Source organism: Pleomorphochaeta naphthae, assembly GCF_055396005.1.
Genome location: NZ_AP042457.1, coordinates 1,280,729 through 1,303,492 on the forward strand (window position 1 = coordinate 1,280,729; position 22,764 = coordinate 1,303,492).

A 22,764-nucleotide genomic window follows, 5' to 3' on the forward strand; every position below is an offset into this window, starting at 1 on the left:
TAGCTAAAATAACTATTTTAAATTTAAATAAATATTTTTCTTATTAGTTAATTCTTCACTAAGTTTTCCAGGTTGAGAAAAGCCTACACTAAATTCATAATCAATAATTTTCTCAAGTTTTATTGGATGTTCTTCTATATCAATAGTTAAAGTCTTTACACTTGTCTCATCTGCTTCTAATTTAATTTTTTCAAAAGCACATAAATGGGAAATTTCATCACTAGTTGAATCAATTAAATAGACTTGCAAAGCTTCTGTAGCACCATGGTCTTCACTATTTTGAACTGTAACTTCAACAAAAATTTTAGTATTTTCCACTTTCATCTTTGCATCAAGTACCTTTATATCTGAATATGTTAATCCATATCCAAATGGATATAAAATGTTATCACTGTCATCAAATCTATAAGTTCTACCTTTCATTGAATAATCAGTAAAAGGTGGAAGTTTATCTGTAGATTTATAAAAAGTAATTGGAAGTTTTCCTGAAGGCTCTCTGTTTCCAAAAATAATATCAGCAATTGCTTTACCACCTCTAGCTCCTGGATACCAACCTAGAAGTATAGCATTTGCATTTTCACTGCTATAATTTAAATCAATTGAACTACCTGCTAATAATACAACAATATATGGTTTACCAAGTTTATCAATTTCTTTTATTAATTCATGTTGTAAACCCGGTAGACGTAAATCTTTTTTATCACCAGAGGCAAAACTATTTCCCTCATCACCTTCTTCACCTTCAAGACTTTCATTTAAACCAACACAAATAATTGTTAAATCACTTAAACTAGCTACAGTTATAGCTTCAGAGAGTCTATCCCCTCTTTTAGCTCGATCTTCTGTAAAATCTCTTGAAATATGACAACCAGATGAATATCTAACTTTGACTGATGAATCTTTTAATTCATCCTGAATTCCTTCTAAAACTGTTATATATCTTGAAGAAGTTCCATGGTAATTCCCTATCAAAGATTCTCTACTATTTGCATTTGGTCCAATTACAGCTACTGATTTTAATTTCTCTTTTTTCAAAGGAAGAATACCATCATTTTTTAATAAAACTGTGCTATCGGCTGCTGCTTTAATTGCTAAATTTACATGTTCTTCACATTCAACAACATCAAATGAGATATTATCATAATCTGTTTTCTCATGCATTCCTAATAAATATCTTGTAGTAAAAATTCTAACCAAACACTTATCTATATCTTCTTCTGTTATTTTATTTTCTTTAACTGCATCTAAAATGAACTTGTATGCACAACCACAATTTATATCACAACCATTTTTAACAGCTAAACTTACAGAATCTACTGGAGTTTCAGTTACTTTATGATTTTTATGGAAGTCTCTTATTGCCCAACAGTCTGATACAAAATACCCTTTAAAACCCCACTTATTTCTCAATATATCTTGTAAAAAAGGACTACCACAACTTGGTTCACCATTTACTCTATTGTATGCTCCCATAACACCTTCAACTTCACTTTTTTCAACTAAAGCCTTAAATGCGGGTAAATAAGTATTATATAAATCTTCATCAGATACTACTGCATCAAAATGGTGTCTTTCATTTTCAGGGCCACTGTGTACTGCAAAATGCTTAGCACAAGCTGCAGCTTTAAGATACTTTCCATCTCCTTGTATGCCTTCAACATAATTACAGCCCATCTCTGCCGCTAAGAACGGATCTTCTCCATAAGTTTCATGACCTCTACCCCATCGTGGATCTCTAAAAATATTAACATTAGGTGACCATAGGGTTAAGCCTTTATATAGATCATAATCTTGTAATTTTTGTGCGATATTATATTTAGCTCTAGCTTCATCTGCTATTGCTTCAGCAATTTCCTTAATTAAATTTTTATCAAAAGTTGCAGCTAACGCAATAGCTTGAGGGAACATAGTTGCAACACCCGCTCTTGCAACACCATGAAGTCCTTCATTCCACCAATTATATTCTTTTATATTCAATCTATCTATAGATGGAGCATCATACCTCATTTGTGAAGCCTTTTCTTCTAATGTCATTTTAGAAACTAATTCCTTCGCTTTTTCGATTGCCCAAGATCTATCTCTCATTTTCCCTCCGAGTTAAATTATTCCTTTTAATATAATAATATATTTTATATTTTTAATTTGAATTCTATAGCAATAATTTTAAGTAAGTTTAAAGTACCTCTTTGCTAGTTGTCCATATATAAAATTTACATTGTTACTATATTATTAACTATTACTATTTAACATTTAGATTTCTTTAAAATAAGGTTGGGAATAAATTTAAGTCATTTTTTAAAAAAAATGATTAACCTTTCAACGCACCTTCGCCAATACTTTGAGTAATTTGCTTCCTAAATATAATATAGAATATTAACATTGGTAATAATCCGATAACTAAAGCAGCGAATTGTTTACCATAATCAGTAGCAAATGTTCCTGAAAACTTATATATACCAAGAGGTAATGATTGCAAATTAAGTTTTGTAACTAATATATTAATTAAAGCAAATTCATTCCAAATTTGAGGAATTTTAAGTAAGAATATTGTAATCATTATAGGTTTAGACATTGGTAAAATTACTGAATAAAATATTCTATCATAACTTGCCCCATCAATTCGACTTGCTTCTACCATTTCTGTAGGTATCCCTTTAATATATTCATAACTTAAATATATACCGATTGGGAGAATTGATCCTATGTAAACTATAATTACTCCTATTCGAGAATTATAAAATAAATGAAAATTACTTGCCCTACAAATCCTAAGATTCTCTAATAATTGACCTATTGTCATATCAATCTGTGAAAATTGAATAAAAATGGGTACCATCAAAGTTTGAATCGAAAGAAGAATCCCTAAAAGAAGAATTGTATAAATTGGTTTTGTTGCTTTGGATTTTATTTTAGCAAAACCAAAACCCGTCATCAGGGAAAGCATTGTAGCTATTCCAACTGAAAAAATTGTATATATCGTTGAATTTACAAATAAAATACTAAAATTACCAATTTTCCAAGCTTCTTTGTAATTATAAGTAATCCATTTATTAGGAAGCCCTACCATATCAGTCTGAAATTCTATAGTTGATTTAAAGGAATTAATTATCAACCAAAATATTGGAGTTATTGCCATAAATGCAAATAAAATCATAACTAAATAGGCTAAAGTTTTTGTAATTACACTTACAATATTATGGCTTTTTATAGTTTTCATTTTCTTCTCTCCACTTTATTTTGTATGATTTTAGTAATTTGAATAAGTATTAAACTAAAAATAACCATCATTATGGAAATAGCATTAGATAAAGGATAATTTGGAGTACCGGTGAAGGCTTTCTCATACATATAAATAGATAATACTTGTGTAATTCTTGCTGGACCTCCTCCTGTCATAGAATATATTAAATCAAAAGTGCTTAAGGATCCTGATATACACAGAATTGCTGAATTTAATATTGAACCTGACATTTCTGGAAGTATTATATATTTTAATATTGAGCTCTCTTTTGCTCCATCGATTTGAGCGGCATCAAGTGTTTGTGGATCTATTTTTTGCATATTAGCTAAAAATAAGATTAAATACATCCCTGTCCAACACCACAATGTCACAAATAAAATTGGAAGCATAGATACTCCCTTTTCATTTAAAAATGAAGCAGACCACTTGGGGCATAATAGATTGGATAACAATGAAGCTATTTCATCTAAATTATTTGAAGCATTATATTCAAAAAAATTAGTCAATACAGATATTGGATCTCCTAATAGTTGAGCTGTTTTATCATTTAGATTTATCAAATCTTTGATTAATGATTCATTAGTAATTAAAGTTCCTGTAGCATCTAAATGTGATTTTAGTACAACCATAATTTCTTTTGTAAATGAAGCTGAATTAAAATTATTTATTATTTGAGAAACAGGTCCAAAAGGAGAAAATATAAGATTCCACATTATTCCTAGTACTATTACTGAAATTACAGAAGGAACATATAAAATACCTTGCCAAAATTCACCACCTTTTACTGTTTTTCTATATATTAAATAAGCAAGGACCATACCTAAAGGAAGTTGTCCAAAAACTGAAATTATTACTAGATATATATTATTTAAAAGTGCATTCCAAAAATATGAGTCTTTAAATAAATACAAATAGTTTGAAAACCCTGTGATTTTCCAATTTGTCCCACCGAACATTTTTCCACCGGAAAAATTACTTAAAGATAATATAAGTGAAAGAATAATAGGAAAAGCCATTACAAAAAGAAAAATAACAAACGATGGTATAACAAATCGTTTATAAGCATTTTTTTCTTCCCTTTCTTTTTTTATCATAATAAACTCCAAACTAAAGTAACCCGACACTATAAGTATCGGGCAAGAAAAATTATTGCATATTTATATATAAGTCCATAGCTTTTTGGACTTCTTCAGCAGCTGCCTCTGGAGTCTTTGTTCCCATACCAATTTCTTGGAGAACTTTGTTTAATACAGTATAAACAGAAGGATCGAGAACAGAATCTAAAACATAACATGTGCTATCTGATTGACTATAATATTTCATCATTTTCTTTATAATTGGCTCTACGTTATCAGTAGAAACATCTTTTCTTGAAGGTACATACCTACCGATATCTAAATATTGTTGTTGAACTTCTCTAGAATATAAATACTTAATTAGTTTAACAGCTGCTTTTTCTTTCTCACTTCCTTCCAAAATTGCAGAAGAAATTCCAAACCCACAGCCTAAAGTTGCTGAAACAACACCTGGATATTTTTCATCTATTAATGCAGGAAATTGAATCAATTCTAACTCTCTTTCTTGTTTTTCAGGAGAAATTAAAGATTCACCAGTCGTCGGATTTGTTAAAAATGCTGATTGTTTCCAATCACCATCAACAAAAAATGCTGCTTTACCACTGGCAAATAAACCTGGAGCTTCTCCATAAGCTATCTGAATAGTATTTCTTGAAATAACATCATCTTTGTACATGGTTTCAAGCATCTTTAAAGCTTGTACAAATTCTGGATCAGTAAATTTAACTTTTCCTTCTTTAACATCATCAAACCATTTAGTTCCAACATACCTACCAGCTATGGTAGAAAATAAGCAAGATTGCATAACCCAATCATCTTTGTTAGCCATTAAAACAGTTTGAATGCCATGAGCTTTTAAAATAGGAACCATGGCTTTTAGTTCTTCATAAGTTTTTGGAATACCTAAATTTAAACTATCGAGTAAAGCTTTATTAGTATATACTACAGTCGAATAACAAATTGACTGTGGCAATTCTGCAAGATACCCCGCTCCTTGTGTTTTAACATCTAAAGTGGTAGACACAAAATTTGATAAAAATTCATCGCCTAATAAAGGTTTTAAATCTTTCACAAGTTTATTTTTATGTAAAACAGCTGAACGTCCTGATGGATACATGTACATGACATCTGGTAAATTACCACTGGCTACATAAGCTGACACCTTTTGATGGAAAGCCTCATTACATAAATCTTCTGTAATAAGATTAATATCAGGATTTTCATCTCTAAAATTTTGCCAAATTTGCCTTTCCTTTTCATAACCTGGTTCAGTAGTATCATAATAATTTAAAACTTTAAGTGTAACTTTTCCATCTGAACTATCCCACGACTCTTTATCCCCTTGTGCAAAACAAGTCCCCATTGCAAGGGATAGTAATACTAAGGTTAATGAAATTCGCTTAATTATATTCATTTTATCCTCCTCAAAATGATTATCTATTAATTTGAGAGAGAAAATATTGTTTTAAAGAGGAATTTGTTTTGTTACAAAAAGATCTGTGATTAATTTCCCAGCTGCGCCGCAAGCTACAGTTTCTGGGCCATGTGATGAATACCTGACATTAATTGGTCTTTGAATTGGAAATTGCCAATTATTTCTAATTGCACTCTCAATTTCTTTTATTATATCAGATCCGATATTTTCTATATCACCACCGATAACTATTTCATTAATATCTAATACATTCATTAAAAAACCTATATTTAATGAAATTTCTCTAACAACTTTTTGCATGACTTTTGGATCTTCTAGTAAATTATCTAAATTGTATTCTTCTTGAGAAAGTTGCTTAAAATATTCTTTTTTCTTACAGAAAATACTTTTAAATTCACCAGCAAAAGAATTTGTACCGTAATGAATTTTTCCATCAATTACAATACCTAAACCTATTCCAATTCTACCATGTCCACTGTCACTGTAAAGTGAATGTTTAAACTCAATAAACAAAAATAAAAGATTTTCAGGGCTAATTGTTTTATTGTCTCTAAAGACTAATTCCGTCATAGCTCCACAATTGGAATTATTTTCTATAGATACAGGAATAGGAATACTTTTTCTAATCTCATTAATAACTTTATTTGGCTGCACTATTTCTAGTGGAACTGAGTAAATAATTGTTCCATCATTGTGATCAATTAAACCTCCAACACCTATTCCTATTCCAAGAAAATGGCCTGAAAAATGCTTTAATTTTTCTAAATATTTCCAATATATCATCTCTATAATTGGTTTTAGATTGTTTTGAGTTATTACCTCGTTATGGTCTTCAGATAACAATAAGTTACCTGCAAAATCAACAACTACAACTTTATAACTATGATGTTGAATTGCAACACCTATTATATAGCCATAATTACCATCAACTTCAAGCATAATGGGGCGACGACCTACACCTTGAACAAAATCATCATACTTACTACTTTCTTTAACTACACTATTCTCAATCATCTTATTGATTATTACCGAAACAGTTGATTTATCAATATTTAATCTTTTGGAAATTTGAGCACGACTTTGACCGGGATTTAACCAGATTTCATGAAGAATTTTATAATTTGAGGGTAAATTGTTATCCATAACTTTTAAATTAAACACTTTTTACAATGACTTGTCAATTAAACTTTTTCATTGTTCTTTGCCAAACATCAATTAACCTTTTAAAGGTTTCAATTTTCCTCTCTAAAATTTCTCTTCTCTCTTCAACGGCCTCCTTTGCGTTTGTCAAAAACCCTATAAATTCTTGACGATTTGTATTTTCAAATGAAAGGGCTGCATCAATACTTGAATTAACTGCTTTTTTTTCTAAATCATCACCAACAAAATAACTAAAAAAACTTCCTAATTCTTCTTGCTTTATATTAAATAATTTAGCCTTTTCTCTAACATATCTAAATCTAATTATATCTTGTCTTTGTCTAGTCCAATACTTTTGGTTCCTTGTAGGAGGAAGATGAATTAGTACTAAGTTTTGATCAAAATACATCTTATACCCACAATATTTGCAATTTAATACATAATCATCATCTTCTCCTCTAGTCCCAAAAGGATCAAAAGGAACAGTTGAAAAAATTCTCTTATTTAGAACCATATTCCCACCAAAAGCTATTGATGAGGGTGTCAATATATTTTGTGAAGTTAACATCGAATTTACTTCTTCATTAAACTTCAAATCTTTTGGCCAGGACTCTAAACTTTTATGAGCTTGTCCTTCATATATTTTTCTACCTAAGTTATCTTCGACACAACCTGTTTTAGCAAGAACTATATCCCCTTTATATTCACTTCCTATATATTTTAAAGCTTTTTCTATATAATCAGGGTAAAGAAGCTCATCATCATCTATCATAATTGAATTTTCATACCCATTTATTTGAGAATATGCTAATCCAAGATTTCTAACACCACCATAGCAATATGAATCAACTAGACAAAGTGAAGTTTGATCCATACCAGCCTTTTCTAATGTCTTTTTTATCTCTCCATATTTCACTTCATCTATAACTGTAATATCTAAGTTGGACACTTTTTTAACTATACTATTAACTTTATCTACTATTTCCTTTAAACAAGGAACAGGTAAAATGACAACTTCTTCCTTGATGTTATTTTTACTTAAATTTTCTAAAGTCCTTAATAAAGTACCTTCTTCTTCTACTTTAAAAGGATGATCAAAAACTTTCCAACTTAATATAGAATCAGTACTCCAATATGTTGGGACTACTAAGCAACAAGACATGTATTAAACCTCCAAATAATTAATTGGATTTACCAACTAATTAATTATCATCCTAGATATTATATTTGTCAAATATTATTTTATTTTCTTTTATGGTAAGTAAATAAAATATTATTTAGAATACAAATTATTAATTAAAACTAAATTTAATAATAAAATAATAAGTTTAAAATTTCAACAAAATTGATTAATTTAAAGTAGAATTCACATTAAGTAGCAAAAAACTATTTGATTTTTTTACAAAAAAAACTTCCACCTTCTCAACTTAATTTATATCGCTAAATTGAGAGTGGAAGCTTATTTTATTATAATTTTATAGTTAGTTAATTATAAAGTTTGAGAAAACCAATCAACTGTTTCATCTAAGTTATCTTTTATTTGTGATAAATCATTAGTATAGATTTTATAGACGGATGGAGAGTTATTAGATATGGAAACCTCAGTTTTGAAATAACTTACATCAGCATTATCTTCCGTTAGATTTCTACTTGAATAATATACCCTTGGACCACTAAAAGCAGTATCAAAATGAAGAGCTCTTCCATCGCCATACTTGACTACTACACGGTTAGGACCAAAGGGGAATCTTCTATGTCTAAAATACCTTCTAAATCTATTAGGCATAGTAGAAACCCTAGTAATAGTTATTTCATTATCAGTTTTTTTAGACCAAGTTAAAATACTTGAATAAATATCACTTTCATCAGCTATTACATTTTTAACATCTTCAGCACCTTGAGCCCATCCAAATAAACCAATCCTATCCTTATCTATTTTATCTAAACTAGCTAAATAATCAGTTACTATTTGAATAGCAGAGGATAAATCAACATCATTTTCTAGAGGATCAAATTTAAAAGAAGCAATATCCTCTTTGATTAACTTTGAGGCAAGAAGTGAAAAAGTACTCTCCATTCCATCCATATCCTCCTCTTTTTGTGAATCAATAATTACTAAAGGAAAATCTTTACCATTTTTTGGGATAGTTAAAGTACCAGAAACACTCTCACCATCAACATTAAATTTTAATCTCTTAGTCTCTATATTACTTTGTATTGTGGTTCGAACAAAAACAGGACTTTTTATTGCATTAGAGGCATTTGAACTAGCACTAAAAGCACTGCCCATTGCAAAAACAAAAAAACTTGTTATTAATAAAAAAAACTTCTTCATTTTAAAAAGCTCCTTTTTAAATAAATATTATCTGCTTAAAATATCTTCTATAATAATAATATTAATGGAAAGCTAATTAGACAATATTTAATTTACTTCTTTTTATCAACTTCAAATAAATTCAAATAAATTCAATCTTTTTCAAACTAATATTTGCTAAAGCCAAAATAATTTGATTTACTAAAGGCCCTATAGTATAATGATTTAATGATAAAAAAAGTAATTATCTTATGCCTAATATTCTTTAATTTAAATTTCTTCTTATTAGCCAATTCTACTTTTGATTTAGGTGTTGATGCAAATTTAAATGATATTGGATTATCTTTAAATAACAACTTTAAAAACTTAAATGTTAAAGCGACTATTAGTTACCCTCTCTTTTCAATTCTTGAAGAAAGCGATAAATTTGATCAAGCAAGTTTCCATGATTTCTTTGAAACTATTTGTTTTCATGGAACGATAAATTATAATATTATTAACTTAAATAATTTTAGTTTTAATTTTGGTCTTGCTAGCGATGTTTTTATGCAGTTTGATTTTTCCAATATCCACACTCACTATACATGTTTTTCTATAGGGCCTATTGGTGAACTATCCTGTTTATTACCAAACAAAGTATCTAAAAAAAATATTAAATTAGCACTATCTTTATCTTTACCATTAATTATATTAGAAAACAAGCCAACTAATAGCATTGAGCCTACAGAGGAAGAGGGCTGGAATCAACTAATTGATTATAATTATGCATTATTCTACATGGTAAAAATGCTATATAAAGTAAGTCTTTATTTCCCTATTTAATTGTAAGCATAATACATGTCTTTTCTTTACTCTTTGTTGACTTTTATCATTTAGAAAAGTATCTTTAATTATGTTAGTTAATATTAACTTATTTTAAGGAACTAAAAGATGGAAAAATTTGAAATAGAGCCTATTGGCTATGTAGTTAGTGAATTTGATGATTTTTATTACAAAGGTGATAAAAATGGAAATCGAAAATATAGCAAAGAAGTAATTAAGATACTTGATAAATTTAAAATTGGAATTAAAGACTTAAAAGTTGGAATGGATATCACAATCATATTCTATTTTAATAAGTCAAAAAGTTATGATTTAGTAACTCCTACCTGTTTTTCAAAAGAACCAATCGGCGTTTTTTCAAGTAGATCTCCTAGAAGGCCTAATAGCCTTGGAATTACAACTACAAAAATCTTAGACATAGACGAAGATTCAATCACTATTGAAAAAGGTGATATGATTAATGGAACGCCCATTATTGATATTAAAATAGGGAAATAATATAGACTTGCACGTTATTTTTAATTTATTCCATCATTAAAATTAGAAATAGCTTTTTTTAGTAAATTTAATAATATAGTATCTTTATCAATATTTGTCATTTTTACCAAAGCCTTAAGCCCTTGTTCATTTAAGTCATTAAAACAAACTAAATCACTTTCACCGTTATTTGTTTTTTCAACAATCCAAATTTGGTCTTTTAATAAATTAAGGTTTTCAATTAAATTTAAATCTTTTGAAGTGACTAGTAGTTGCGCACCTTTTTTGTTAATCTCTTTTAAGGAAAATAATTTAACAATAAATGATGCTACATTAAAATCAAAATAACTTGTAAATGAGTCTACAACCAATGTTGTACCAGTGATTAAAGCATTAATTATTTCATCAGATATTTCATATAATTTCATAGTTGAAGATGCTTCACTTCCTTCATAATCACAAAACACTTTCTCATACCTTTCATGATTTTTAGAAAAAACACTATGGGTTAAACTTGTAATATTAGATAACTCGTCAACTAGGGATTTACCCTTAGGATAATTATCTAAGCCTTTATTATTTAACATAGTTGATATTTCATCACTCATATTAATGTTAATATCAGAAATTTGGGTATCTGCAGATTTTAAAATTGCTTTCATTAAAGGTTTTACTTCTGGTAAATCTCTCACTAACTTCTCTGTTTTAAATTTATTTAAATGTCTTTCTATATCTTTTTGCAAATAAAAAATACGAAGTTCGTTTTTAAAATAATAATCCACATCTTCTATAATACTAGAATTCGACTTTCCTCCAATAACTGATAATATTAATTTATTGGAATCTATTACATTTTGAAATTTTTCTATTGTATCTTTTACCATTTCTTCAAATTTTATATCTAGTAAATGCCTTTCAAAGATTAATATTTTAACTAATTTATTTTTATTGTGCTGGAGTAAATATAGTTCTTCTAAAAGTATTTCAGCATCATTAAATTCAACTTTATAATTATAGTGATTTAATTTAGATATAAATTCTATTTCAAAAACAGTTGGCTCTTTTTCACTAGATAAATCTAAGCAAAATGGTTTATATATATTAATTTTACCATCAGGTCCTAGATATTTACTATTCAATACTAGATTAACAAAAGCAGATAAAGCATCAATAAAATTAGTTTTACCAGAAGCATTTCTTCCTACAATTGCACTGAAATGATAAATTTCATATTTACCATTATATAATTTAACTGAACTTGTTGAGGATTTTGATGTATCACTTCTTAAAAAACTAAAAGTTGTCTCATCTTTAAAAGACTTATAATTCTTCACTACAAATTTTAATAGCATAATGTGTCCCTTTTGTTTATTTAATTGATATAAATCAATTATATTAAATATAAACAATAAAACTAAGAGGTTCTTCTGTCAAATTAAAAATACGAAATCTTCATTTAAATAAGAATTAAATTCATAAAAGTAATATAATTTAAAAACTACAAAACATTGATAATTTTTACTTTATCTAAATTGAATTATCTATATTTTTTCTGGTTTCAAGATATTTTTCTATTTCTTTTAAAGCTAATTCTAAATGCTCTTTATCTTTTTTTATAGCATTTTCAACATCACCCGAAAGTATATAATCAATGATAAGCGAATGTTCTAAAACAGATTCATTAAACCTTGTCTGACTAGTTAATGAAGTAACTCTAAAAGGAGTAATCATTATTGAAAAATTGTGGTAACTATCTGAAACTACATCATTACCACTACAATCTACTAAAAATTGATGGAATTGAGTATCTACTAAAGTATATTGATGAATTTTTGAATAATCATTTAGTTTAGAAAACTTTTCTTTAAACTCTAATAGTTTTTTCAAACATTCGGGTTGTTGTTTCTCAATTATTTTTTTTATACAAAACGATTCAACAAGTACTCTGTATTCATAAATATCAAGAATTTGTTTTCTAGATAACTCCCTTACTATCACGGGTTTATTTGGTACGCTTTCTAAAAGTCCTTCACCTATTAATTCAGTTACAGCACTGTGTACTGGTGTTCTACTTACATTCAATTGAGAAGCAACGTCAACCTCACTTATTTTATCTCCTGGAGCATATTTTCCTTCTATAATATCAGTTCTTAAAATTTCATAAACTTGCTCTTTAATAGTTTTAATAATTCGTTTGTTTTGTTTCACCATTTTATTTCCTCAATCAATATTGTAATTTTAATATACTATTAATAATAAATAATTACTAGAAATTTTACTTTATTTGATTTCCTTAATTGCTAAAAATTCAATCTCAAATTTATTTTTTTATTTTCTTGACAAATGTTATAAGTAATTACAATAATATTAAAGATACATCATGCATGCATGATTTATTATACATTATACATTTATTAAGGAGAAACAATGCTTAAAAATATATTACTTCCTTATGGAAAAAATACAGTTAGTCTAGACATCAATACAGACCAATTAAATGGAATTATTAGTATAACAGGTCAAAAATTAAACAATAACATAGATGAAAAACAAATAGTTCTTAATGCTTTATCAAATCCTATTGAAAGTAAAACACTTAAAGAACTTTCTATAGGTAAGAAGAATATTGTTATTATAACTAGCGATCATACAAGAGCGGTTCCAAGTAGTATTACAATGCCTTTATTATTAGACGAAATAAGATCTTCAAATAAGGACGCTAAGGTTACTATTTTAATTGCTACTGGCCTTCATAGAGGCATGACCAAAGAGGAAATGATTGAAAGATTTGGTAAAAAAATAGTAGATGAAGAAACTATAATAAATCATGATGCTTTCGATAATAATAATAACATTTATCTTGGCCAATTACCTTCAGGTTCAAAATTTGAAATGAATAAAATTGCAGTTGATGCAGATTTATTAATAGCCGAAGGTTTTATAGAACCACACTTTTTTGCTGGGTTCTCAGGTGGAAGGAAAAGTATACTACCAGGAATTGCTTCTGCAACTTGCGTTAACATCAATCACAGCGCTCCACAAATGGCAAATCCTCAATCTACTACAGGAGTATTAGATGGGAATCCTATTCATGAAGATATGGCTAGTGCTGCTAAATTATCAAAGATAGCATTTATTTTAAATGTTCTTTTGGATGAAAACAAAAAAATCAAAGCTGCTTACGCAGGTGATGTTGATAAAGCTCATAGAAAAGGATGCAACTTTTTATTAAAAGAAAATGGTGCAAAAGCAATTATGAGTGACATAGTAGTTACAACTAATGGGGGCTATCCTCTAGATCAAAATTTATATCAATGTCCTAAAGGTCTATCAAGTGCTTTAAAGTGTATCAAAAAAGATGGAATTGCAATTTTAGTAGCTTCATGTAGTGAAGGTCTTGGTGGTGAACACTTTGGGCGCATGATGAAAAGTGGATCACCAAAAGAAATTCATAAAAGAATACTTGATACTCCAATGGAAAAGACTATACCTGAGCAATGGTGCGTCCAATATTTCTCTGCAGCTTTGTTAAAATATAAAATCATTTTGGTTTCTTCCTTAGAGCAAAACTTGGTAGAACAAATGGGTTTTATATATGCAAATGATGTAAATAAAGCAATGAAAATTGCTTATGAAATTAAAGGAAATGAAGCAAAAGTAACAGTAATTCCAGATGGTGTTGCTGTAATAATAAAATAATAATAGGAGATAAAGATATGAGTAAGGCAATCAAACTTAATGAAAAAGATAATGTTGCAACTGTATTTAGTGACGTAAAAAAAGACGATGTTTTAGAAATTCTTACAGAAAAAGGAGACTCATGGACCTTAAAGGTTCTAAATGACATCCCATATGGTCACAAAATAGCATTAAATAATATAACCATTGGTCAACAAGTAACTAAATATGGTGAAGAAATTGGTATTGCAAGTAAAGAAATCAAAGCAGGTGAATATGTTCATATTCATAACATTGAAAGTATTCGCGGACGTGGTGACTGGGATGCTAAAAAACAAAATTCAATTACAACCAATATGAATAAGTAAGGAGAAAAATTATGGATAACAAACAATATAAATTTTATGGATATGTTAGAAAAGATGGTAAAGTTGGTACCCGCAATTATGTAGCGGTTATTCCATCAGTCGTTTGTGTAGATGAAGTTGTTGAATCGATTGTAAATAATACAGCAGGAACTCAAGGAATTATTCACCACCAAGGCTGTTGTCAAACACCTCCTGATTTAAAAAGAATCACTGATTGTCTTATTAAAATTGGTGAAAATCCAAATGTTGGAGCTGTCCTTATTGTAAGTCTCGGTTGTGAAGGTGTCGATACAGATCGTCTTGAGAAAGAAATTAGAGCAACTGGAAAACCTGTTGAAAGAATAAATGTTCAAGAACTAGGTGGAACAAGTAAATCAATTCAAGTTGGAATGGATAAAGCACAAATATTAATTAGACAAATTTCATCCTTACAAAGACAAGAAGTTGATATATCAAACTTTGTTATGGGAATTAAATGTGGCGCTTCAGATACAACTTCAGGAATAGCTTCTAATCCAGTAATTGGATACGTCGCTGATAAAATAGTTGATTTAGGAGGCACAGTTGTTTTTGGTGAAACTACAGAATTTATTGGAGCGGAACACATTCTTCAAAGAAGAGCTAAAGACAGTTTTGTCGCTTCAGAAATTGGTCGTATTGTCACTGAAATGGAAAATAGAGCCAAAGCTATTGGTGTTGACATGAGAAAAGGTCAGCCTACTCCAGGAAATATTAAGGGAGGTCTTAGTACTATTGAGGAAAAATCTTTAGGAGCTATTGTCAAATCTGGAACAAAAACTATCCAAGGAGTTATTGATTATACAGAGGCTCCAAAAGGAAAAGGTTTGTGGATTAAAGACTCTCCAGGCCGTGAAATAGAGCTTCTTTCGGGAATGGCTGTTGCAGGTTCAGATGTCATTTTATTTTCAACAGGCAGAGGTGCTCCTCAAGGTTTTCCTGTAGTCCCTGTGGTTAAAATATGTGGTAATCCAATCACTTATGAAAGAATGCAACATGATATGGATATAAACGCGGGGTTAATTACTACTGGTGAAAAATCAATTGCTGAAATTGGGGAAGAAACATTTGAAATGCTTTTACGTGTAGCAAATGGCGAAAAGAGTAAAGGTGAATCAATAAACTACAATAAATCTATGGACTTCTATTGTTTAGGCCCAGTTATTTAATAAAAGTGATAAATGACGCATTAATTCATGTAATTATTAAAAGGTATTAAATAGTTAAGAGGTAATTTCTATTTATAACTTTATTATAAAAATTTTGTTTTTAATATGAAAGGAGGAGATTATTATGGGTGATATTAGTATTGCTAGAGTAATCATTGGGTTGTTAGTAGCGATTGGATTAATTTTCTATTGTTCGACACGCACTAAAATTCACGTTTTTGTAGCTATGATTCTTGGATCTGTAGTGGCCGGATTATTAATCGGTTTACCACTTGGGTCAATCACATCATCTATCAAAACTGGATTCGGAGGTACCTTAGGTTCTATAGGTATCGTTATAGGTCTCGGGGTTATGATGGGAGCTATCTTTGAAGCAAGTGGCGCAGCAAAAAGAATGGCTATAACTTTTATTCGTCTTCTAGGAGAAGGTAAAGAAGATATAGCTATGGCTATAACAGGTTTTATTGTTGCTATTCCAGTTTTCTGTGACAGTGCATTTGTTATTCTAACACCTTTAGCAAAATCTTTATCAAGAAAAACAGGCCGTTCAATTGTCACAATTGGTTGTGCGTTAGGTGCTGCTTTATTAACAACACACTCACTTGTACCTCCAACTCCAGGACCTTTAGCTATAAGTGGATACTTTGGTTTAGATATGGGTAAATTCATTTTATTTGGTTTGATATTTGCAATTCCTATTTCTATAGCTGGCATATTTTATGCTAGATGGGTTGGTAAAAAAATATATAAAGTTCCAGATCCAAATGATAGTGGAATGTTAATTGATAGACATTATACACAAGAAGAATTAGATAGTTATTCAGATAATATTGATGATAGAGATATACCAAGTACTTTCCTTTCATTTTTGCCTATACTTCTTCCTATAGTATTAATTTTATTAAATACTTTAGCCAAAGCAGTAGGTATGCAAGAAGGAACGACTCGTAGTCTTATTGCATTAATAGGTGATCCTGTAGTTGCCGTTATGATTGGTTTAATAGTCTCTATTTTTACTTTAGCTAGAAAAATTGACAGAAAGGAAGTTGTAAAATTATTAGATAAATCAATTGAGCAAGCTAGTGTAATTATCTTTGTAACAGGTGCAGGTGGAGCTTTAGGACAAGTTTTAAAAGATAGTGGTTCAGGTACTGCAATTGCAAATCTTATGCTTAGTTCAAATATCCCTGGTATTTTATTACCATTCTTCATGGCATATCTTTTAAGAATCATCACTGGATCAGCAACAGTTGGAATGTTGACAGCAGGCTCTCTAACTGCTCCAATTATTCTTGAAATGGCTTCTGTAAATCCATACTTGGCAGGTCTAGCATGTTGTATTGGTTCTATTGGTATAACAAATGTTCATGATAGTTATTTCTGGGTTGTCAATAAATCTATAGGATTAACAGACATCAATGACATGTTTAAAAACTGGTTTGGCTGTGTATTAACCATGTCAACAGTTGGATTTATTACTTTATTAATTGGAAATATCTTTATGTAACTCCATAAATGTAGTTATTTCACTATATTTATTAAAATAGCTCTCTTATATCAAATCCATAACCAATTGATATAAGAGGCTTTTCTTTTAATTTAAAATTTATTTTAAAATTAAGAATATAAATGATAGTTTTACAATATAATTTCTTTTTTGATAAATTTAAACATATACTTTATTTAATCCAAAACTAGATTATTACGAATATACACCATTCTAGATTATAATTATAGAATCCATTTAATTTCAAATTTTTTTGCTCTAAGTTTTCTAATGTTAATTTCAAACTATACTTTTATGATTTTCCTAAAAAAATTTTATTTTACAAAGAAAAAAATTTACAACTATCAAATAATTTGTGGTACAATTATATTAATATATTATTTTAAGGAATTGTCATGTACGAAATTTTATTCCAAAACAAGTTAAAATACACTGAAGATAAACTAAAGCAAATATTCGAAAAGTATGGAATTGATATTTTAAACAACAAACAAAAATTAATTGATATCTTAAAAGACACTATATCTGAAGATTATAGAGGTCTATTTATATTAGATAAGATTATTCTAAATTTTGATAAAGAAAAAGATGTTTATCAACCTCAAGTTCTAATTGAAACTCTTTATTATAAATTTGGGATTGATAAAATACTCACAGCATCTTATCTTGACTTGCTATTAAATACTTTTTTTAAGAAAGCCATTCCTTTTGATACAACCCCTGCACCTAAAAAAGAAGATAAAATAACTAATTTAAAGAAAGAGAAACCAAATGTGAATTATATTTATCAACCTAAGGATAGTTTAGAATTATCACATATAATAAGCATTATTATTAATGAAAAAGGTTATAATTGTGATTTAAACTGTATTGATGTCTCAAATATTGAGCACATGAATTATTTATTTTCTAATCGAAAAGGGTTTAGAAAATTTAATGGAGACATTTCTCAGTGGGATACTTCAAATGTTATTAACATGGAAGGAATGTTTATGGGCTCTGTTTTTAATGGGAATATTTCTTCTTGGAATGTATCTAATGTCGAAAATATGAATAAAATGTTTAAAGATTCTAGTTTTAATGGAAATATATCTCTTTGGGATGTGTCTAATGTTAAATATATGAAAAAACTTTTCTATAATTCTATTTTCAATCAAGATATATCTTCATGGAATGTTTCTAATGTCGAAAATATGAAAGAAATGTTTACCTTCTCCTATTTTAATAATGATATATCTTCTTGGGATGTTTCTTATGTAAAAAACATGAAAGAAATGTTTGCTGGATCATTTTTTAATAAGGACATCTCTTCTTGGAATGTTTCAAATGTTAAAACCATGAAGGGCCTATTTTCTAATTCTAATTTTAATCAAGATATATCTTCATGGGATGTATCTAATGTTAGGAATATGGATGAAATGTTTTGTAATTCTTCCTTTAATCAAGATATATCTGCCTGGGATGTTTCAAATGTTACATCAATGAAATGGATGTTTTCTAATTCAATTTTTAATAGAGATATTTCAAAATGGAACGTTTCTAACGTTAAAAACATGAGTTGGATGTTTTCTGATTCTATATTTAACAAAGATATTTCTGCATGGGATGTTTCTAATGTAAGTAAAATGTACTCTATGTTTTCTACTTCACTTTTTAATCATGATATTTCTTCTTGGAAGGTTTCAAAAGTAAAAGATATGGGATTTATGTTTAGTCAATCGAAATTCAATCAAGATATTGCCTCATGGGATGTTTCAAACGTAGAAAATATGGATAGTATGTTTAGTTTTTCTAGTTTCAATCACGATGTTTCTTCTTGGAAATTGAATGAAAAAACTAATATTTCTGATATTTTTACTTTTGGAAAATACAATAAAAATAAATTACTCAAGCAAGATTAAATTATAAATTGAGACTTAATTATATTTTCGAAATTAAAATTACCTTATGGATACAAACCTTTAATTATTTGATAAAATTAAATAATTGCTAATTTTCTTTTACTAATAAATTTTTTAGAAGTATATATTAAAATCAATACTAATTCTTTTATTTTAATTACTTATAAAAGATATAATAACTAGACTGATTTTATAATTTTTATAATATATTATTTCTTATTATAATAGTTGACAACTCAAAATAGTTCACCTATTATTTTAATAATAAAGTAACTTTTTTATGGATAATAGTCTTTATTTAACATTTGCTTAAATTAGTGTATTAAATCCATTTTAAAAATAAAAAAAGGAAAAACTATGACTAAACGATTTTTTAAACTGAGTTCATTAGTTCTCATTACCATGTTAATGTTTATTTCTTGTGCTTCATCACTTGAATTGGCACAAAAAGCTCTTGGAGATGGAAATTACACTAAAGCAATTTCTCAGTCTATCGCTGCATTAAATGAAGATCCTAATTCTTTAGATGCAAAACAAGTTCTTGATACTGCTTGGAAACAAGCAAACCAAGAATGGATGGACAAAATTACTTTTCTCAAAAGTAGAAACACTGTCACATCGATTTCAATGGATTTACCTGATTGGGTAAAAGCTAATTTGACAGAATCTGAAGCCTCTGTAAACGATTTAGATGAAATTATCTCATTATATGATAAACTAATTCAAATTCACATTTTAGTAGAAAATGCTAATTATATATATTTAGAGCCAAACTCTAAACAACTGATGGCTGATCAAAATGTAATTAAACAACAATTAGCAGAAATTTACTTTACTTTCGGTAAAGAAAAATTAAGTCTTGAAGGAAGAGAAAATGCTAAAGAAGCTTTGAACTATTTTACAGCAGTAAAAAAATTAGTAAACAATTATCCTAATATTGAAGAGTTTTATGAACAAGCCGTTAGAGAAGCTACAGTTAAATTAGCAATAATTCAAAAAGAAGAAAATTCTAAAAGTGATTTAGTTCAAATGATAAAAGCTAAATATAGCTCTAATACTTTAATTGATATTGTATATACTTCAAATACAACATCTTCATATCAAAAAGCTGTATCTACTGCTAATAAATATGATGCTGACATCTTAATATTTTTAGACACTTACACAACAACAAGTTACTCAATAAAATCAGTAAACCAAGCTGTTAATTATAATGTGACTGGAATTGAAGATTGGGATGTTAAGAAAACAAGATTTGTTGTTAATGGTGAAGCAGAAATAAATTATATGATAACAGATCTTAATACAAATCAACTACTAAGTAGTGATACAATTTCTCTCAATGATGGAACAGACTTTGGTTTTTCATTCTCTTACTTAGATGCACCTTATAAGAATACTACAACTGAATTAACTAGTGCTAGTGGTGAAAAAATAAAAATTAAAGCACCTGTCGCAACTGTAGAAAATAATGTTGATTTCTTTAACTTAGAATATTTATTAAATCAATATGAAGGTTTTAAATTATTAGGAAATACCCCAGCTCTATGGCGTTCAGATTACATTTCATATGTTCGTAATCTTGATTTTGATTCATTTACTGATGCTAAACAACTATCTTATATGGATACACTAAATAATCATACCTTTATTCCTTTCTTATTACTCAAATCGGAAATGGGAAATTATTATTCATATCAATATACATATTATGGCGCAGATAATGATGAAAGAAAGCTTAATTTTGATGCCGATATGTATATTTATGAGGGTTTAATGAAACAAATAAAATCACGTGATTTCGTTTTAAACACTATAGATGTTTTCTTAGATGATTTTAATGAAAAACTTGAATCTAAACTAATAAGTAAGATTTCTCCTTACATTAAATAATAATTAATATTTAAAATAAAAGACCAGCTTTTCTACTTTTTTGAGAAGCTGGCCTTTTTTTAATTTAACACCACTAGGATATCCTTGTCTTTAATAATTGTTTTACCATTGGGAATAATAACATGAGAGCCTCTTTTGATTATTGTTATCAACTTATATGGAGCTATTTCAATATCTTTTATTTCTTTATTTAGCCAATCGCTATTCTTTTCGATTTTAATTTCTTTTAATTCAATATTCGTTTTATCACAGAAACCTGGGGCAGCCATAATTAAAACATCATTATTTAAAATCTCAGTCTCTCCTCTTGGAATAATTACTTTATTATCTCTCAACAGTAAAACTACTAATATGTCGACAGGCAAAACTAAATCTTTTATTCTTTTATTATTCCAAGGATGTTTTTCATTTATCACTAGTCTAATAAATTGCACATCATTTTCTTCATTATAATCTGAAAATGTTTTTAAAACGTCTCCTGTTACATCTATCATGTTTAATTTTTTAGCTACTATAGGAAGTAAAGATCCTTGAAACAGAATAGATAATAAAACAATACAAAAAACTATATGAAAAATATCATTATCAATTTGTGTAGTACTTACAGTAGCAATTATAGCAAATATAATAGATGAAGCTCCCCTAATACCAGCAAAAGAAACTAAGGCTATTTGGTTCATAGAACATTTAAATGGTTTTAATATTAAAAAAGTTGAAACCGGTCTTGCAATAAAAGTTAAGAATAAAGCTATTACTAAAGCCATTAACACAATATTTGGTATTTTAGAGGGGAAGGCTAATAATCCTAATAAAAAGAAAACACAGATTTGGACTAAAGCAGTAATTCCATCAAAAAAGTTTGTTACAACTGTTTTATTCTTTATTTTTTGATTTCCAACTATTATCCCGTAAATATATGTGGCAAGGTAGCCATTGCCTCCGATTTTTTCACTGAAAGCAAATACAAGAAGAACTAATCCAACATAAAATATTATTAACAATTCATTATTTTCTAAATTAAAATATTTAATTACATATTTAGTTACATATGAAAGTGCAATCGCAATTAGTATTGCAAATATAAACTGAACTACTAACATACTAAGGTATTTATTAAAGGAAAGAGGATTATCCATCATAGATAAGATAATCACAGTTAACATATATGCACTAGGATCATTACTTCCACTTTCAACTTCTAATAAAGGAGCGCTTTGATTTTTTAAAGCTAATCTTTTAGATTTCAATATTGAGAAAACTGATGCTGCATCTGTAGAACTTATTATTGATCCTATTAAAAAACTCTCCAATAATTTTATATTTAATACGTAATAACAAAACAGCCCAACTATTGCTGCTGTTAAAAGAACACCAATTGTCGATAATAATACAGCCCTAACTGCTATTGGCTTAGCAGTTTTCCATCTTGTGTTAAATCCTCCATAAAAGATTATAAAAACAAGTGAAACTGAACAGATTTCTTTAACTAATTCTAAATCATTTAATGGTATTTTAAAAATACCATCTTCTCCAAAAAGAATACCTAAAGCGATAAACAAGATTAAACTTGGAATTCCAATCTTTTGTGATAGTTTACTACTAAACATAGATAATAAAATTATTATTGAAGCTATTAAAAGCATGTTTACCATATGAATTTCCTTGAATTAGTTTTAGAGAATTACAAAAAATATATGAATTGTAATTAATTGATTATAAAATATA

Annotated in this window: 18 protein-coding genes; 8 read left to right on the forward strand and 10 right to left on the reverse strand. The window is 28.2% G+C overall.

Features of this window, described 5'->3' with window-relative positions:
• Positions 1–12: 12 nt before the first annotated feature.
• The 7 genes from ACZ5SO_RS05875 to ACZ5SO_RS05905 all read right to left on the reverse strand — a co-directional run bounded on the left by ACZ5SO_RS05875 (position 13) and on the right by ACZ5SO_RS05905 (position 9,227).
• On the reverse strand, positions 13–2,085 hold the full coding sequence (locus ACZ5SO_RS05875; RefSeq protein WP_464627434.1) for a glycoside hydrolase family 3 C-terminal domain-containing protein: 2,073 nt from the start codon (positions 2,083–2,085) through the stop codon (positions 13–15).
• Between the two features lie 223 nt (positions 2,086–2,308).
• Positions 2,309–3,217, reverse strand: coding sequence for a carbohydrate ABC transporter permease (locus ACZ5SO_RS05880; protein WP_464627435.1), 909 nt, complete (start codon positions 3,215–3,217; stop codon positions 2,309–2,311).
• A complete protein-coding gene (locus ACZ5SO_RS05885; protein ID WP_464627437.1) occupies positions 3,214–4,335 on the reverse strand; it encodes a carbohydrate ABC transporter permease in 1,122 nt (373 codons plus the stop codon). The genes ACZ5SO_RS05880 and ACZ5SO_RS05885 overlap by 4 nt, the downstream gene beginning before the upstream one ends.
• Positions 4,336–4,387: 52 nt before the next feature.
• Positions 4,388–5,731 carry an ABC transporter substrate-binding protein gene (locus ACZ5SO_RS05890; RefSeq protein ID WP_464627438.1) on the reverse strand — a complete coding sequence of 448 codons (1,344 nt, stop codon included), beginning with the start codon at positions 5,729–5,731 and terminating at the stop codon, positions 4,388–4,390.
• Between the two features lie 51 nt (positions 5,732–5,782).
• Positions 5,783–6,895 carry an ROK family transcriptional regulator gene (locus ACZ5SO_RS05895; protein ID WP_464627440.1) on the reverse strand — a complete coding sequence of 371 codons (1,113 nt, stop codon included), beginning with the start codon at positions 6,893–6,895 and terminating at the stop codon, positions 5,783–5,785.
• A gap of 34 nt (positions 6,896–6,929) precedes the next feature.
• The gene (locus ACZ5SO_RS05900) at positions 6,930–8,054 is read right to left on the reverse strand and encodes a glycosyltransferase (RefSeq protein ID WP_464627441.1); all 1,125 of its coding nucleotides are present in this window, start codon (positions 8,052–8,054) and stop codon (positions 6,930–6,932) included.
• A gap of 327 nt (positions 8,055–8,381) precedes the next feature.
• On the reverse strand, positions 8,382–9,227 hold the full coding sequence (locus ACZ5SO_RS05905) for an alpha/beta hydrolase family protein (protein WP_464627443.1): 846 nt from the start codon (positions 9,225–9,227) through the stop codon (positions 8,382–8,384).
• A 207-nt stretch (positions 9,228–9,434) separates the two neighbouring features.
• On the opposite strand from ACZ5SO_RS05905, the gene ACZ5SO_RS05910 reads away from it, so the two are divergent.
• Both ACZ5SO_RS05910 and ACZ5SO_RS05915 read left to right on the forward strand, forming a co-directional pair.
• A complete protein-coding gene (locus ACZ5SO_RS05910; protein WP_464627444.1) occupies positions 9,435–10,028 on the forward strand; it encodes a hypothetical protein in 594 nt (197 codons plus the stop codon).
• 108 nt (positions 10,029–10,136) lie between these two features.
• Entirely contained in the window at positions 10,137–10,526 is a 390-nt protein-coding gene (locus tag ACZ5SO_RS05915; RefSeq protein WP_464627446.1) for a TrmO family methyltransferase domain-containing protein, read from the forward strand.
• 20 nt (positions 10,527–10,546) lie between these two features.
• Here ACZ5SO_RS05915 and ACZ5SO_RS05920 read toward each other — a convergent pair whose 3' ends face one another.
• Both ACZ5SO_RS05920 and ACZ5SO_RS05925 read right to left on the reverse strand, forming a co-directional pair.
• Positions 10,547–11,857: an AAA family ATPase gene (locus ACZ5SO_RS05920; RefSeq protein ID WP_464627447.1), complete on the reverse strand. Its 1,311-nt coding sequence runs from the start codon at positions 11,855–11,857 to the stop codon at positions 10,547–10,549.
• A gap of 175 nt (positions 11,858–12,032) precedes the next feature.
• Complete coding sequence (locus ACZ5SO_RS05925; protein ID WP_464627448.1) at positions 12,033–12,716, reverse strand: GntR family transcriptional regulator; 684 nt, start codon at positions 12,714–12,716, stop codon at positions 12,033–12,035.
• A 216-nt stretch (positions 12,717–12,932) separates the two neighbouring features.
• Here ACZ5SO_RS05925 and larA point away from each other — a divergent pair, with 216 nt between their 5' ends.
• The 6 genes from larA (at position 12,933) to ACZ5SO_RS05955 (ending at position 21,039) form a co-directional block, all read left to right on the forward strand.
• Positions 12,933–14,204 (forward strand): nickel-dependent lactate racemase, encoded by a 1,272-nt coding sequence (gene larA, locus ACZ5SO_RS05930; RefSeq protein ID WP_464627449.1) that lies wholly within the window; start codon positions 12,933–12,935, stop codon positions 14,202–14,204.
• Positions 14,205–14,221: 17 nt separating this feature from the next.
• Positions 14,222–14,551, forward strand: coding sequence for a UxaA family hydrolase (locus tag ACZ5SO_RS05935; RefSeq protein WP_464627450.1), 330 nt, complete (start codon positions 14,222–14,224; stop codon positions 14,549–14,551).
• An 11-nt stretch (positions 14,552–14,562) separates the two neighbouring features.
• Positions 14,563–15,738 carry a UxaA family hydrolase gene (locus ACZ5SO_RS05940; RefSeq protein ID WP_464627451.1) on the forward strand — a complete coding sequence of 392 codons (1,176 nt, stop codon included), beginning with the start codon at positions 14,563–14,565 and terminating at the stop codon, positions 15,736–15,738.
• Positions 15,739–15,862: 124 nt separating this feature from the next.
• On the forward strand, positions 15,863–17,245 hold the full coding sequence (locus ACZ5SO_RS05945) for a GntP family permease (RefSeq protein ID WP_464627452.1): 1,383 nt from the start codon (positions 15,863–15,865) through the stop codon (positions 17,243–17,245).
• Between the two features lie 395 nt (positions 17,246–17,640).
• Positions 17,641–19,146, forward strand: a complete 1,506-nt coding sequence (locus ACZ5SO_RS05950; RefSeq protein ID WP_464627454.1) for a BspA family leucine-rich repeat surface protein — start codon at positions 17,641–17,643, stop codon at positions 19,144–19,146.
• Between the two features lie 357 nt (positions 19,147–19,503).
• The gene (locus ACZ5SO_RS05955; protein WP_464627455.1) at positions 19,504–21,039 is read left to right on the forward strand and encodes a hypothetical protein; all 1,536 of its coding nucleotides are present in this window, start codon (positions 19,504–19,506) and stop codon (positions 21,037–21,039) included.
• Positions 21,040–21,098: 59 nt separating this feature from the next.
• Here ACZ5SO_RS05955 and ACZ5SO_RS05960 read toward each other — a convergent pair whose 3' ends face one another.
• A complete protein-coding gene (locus ACZ5SO_RS05960; protein ID WP_464627456.1) occupies positions 21,099–22,691 on the reverse strand; it encodes a potassium/proton antiporter in 1,593 nt (530 codons plus the stop codon).
• Positions 22,692–22,764: the final 73 nt, after the last annotated feature.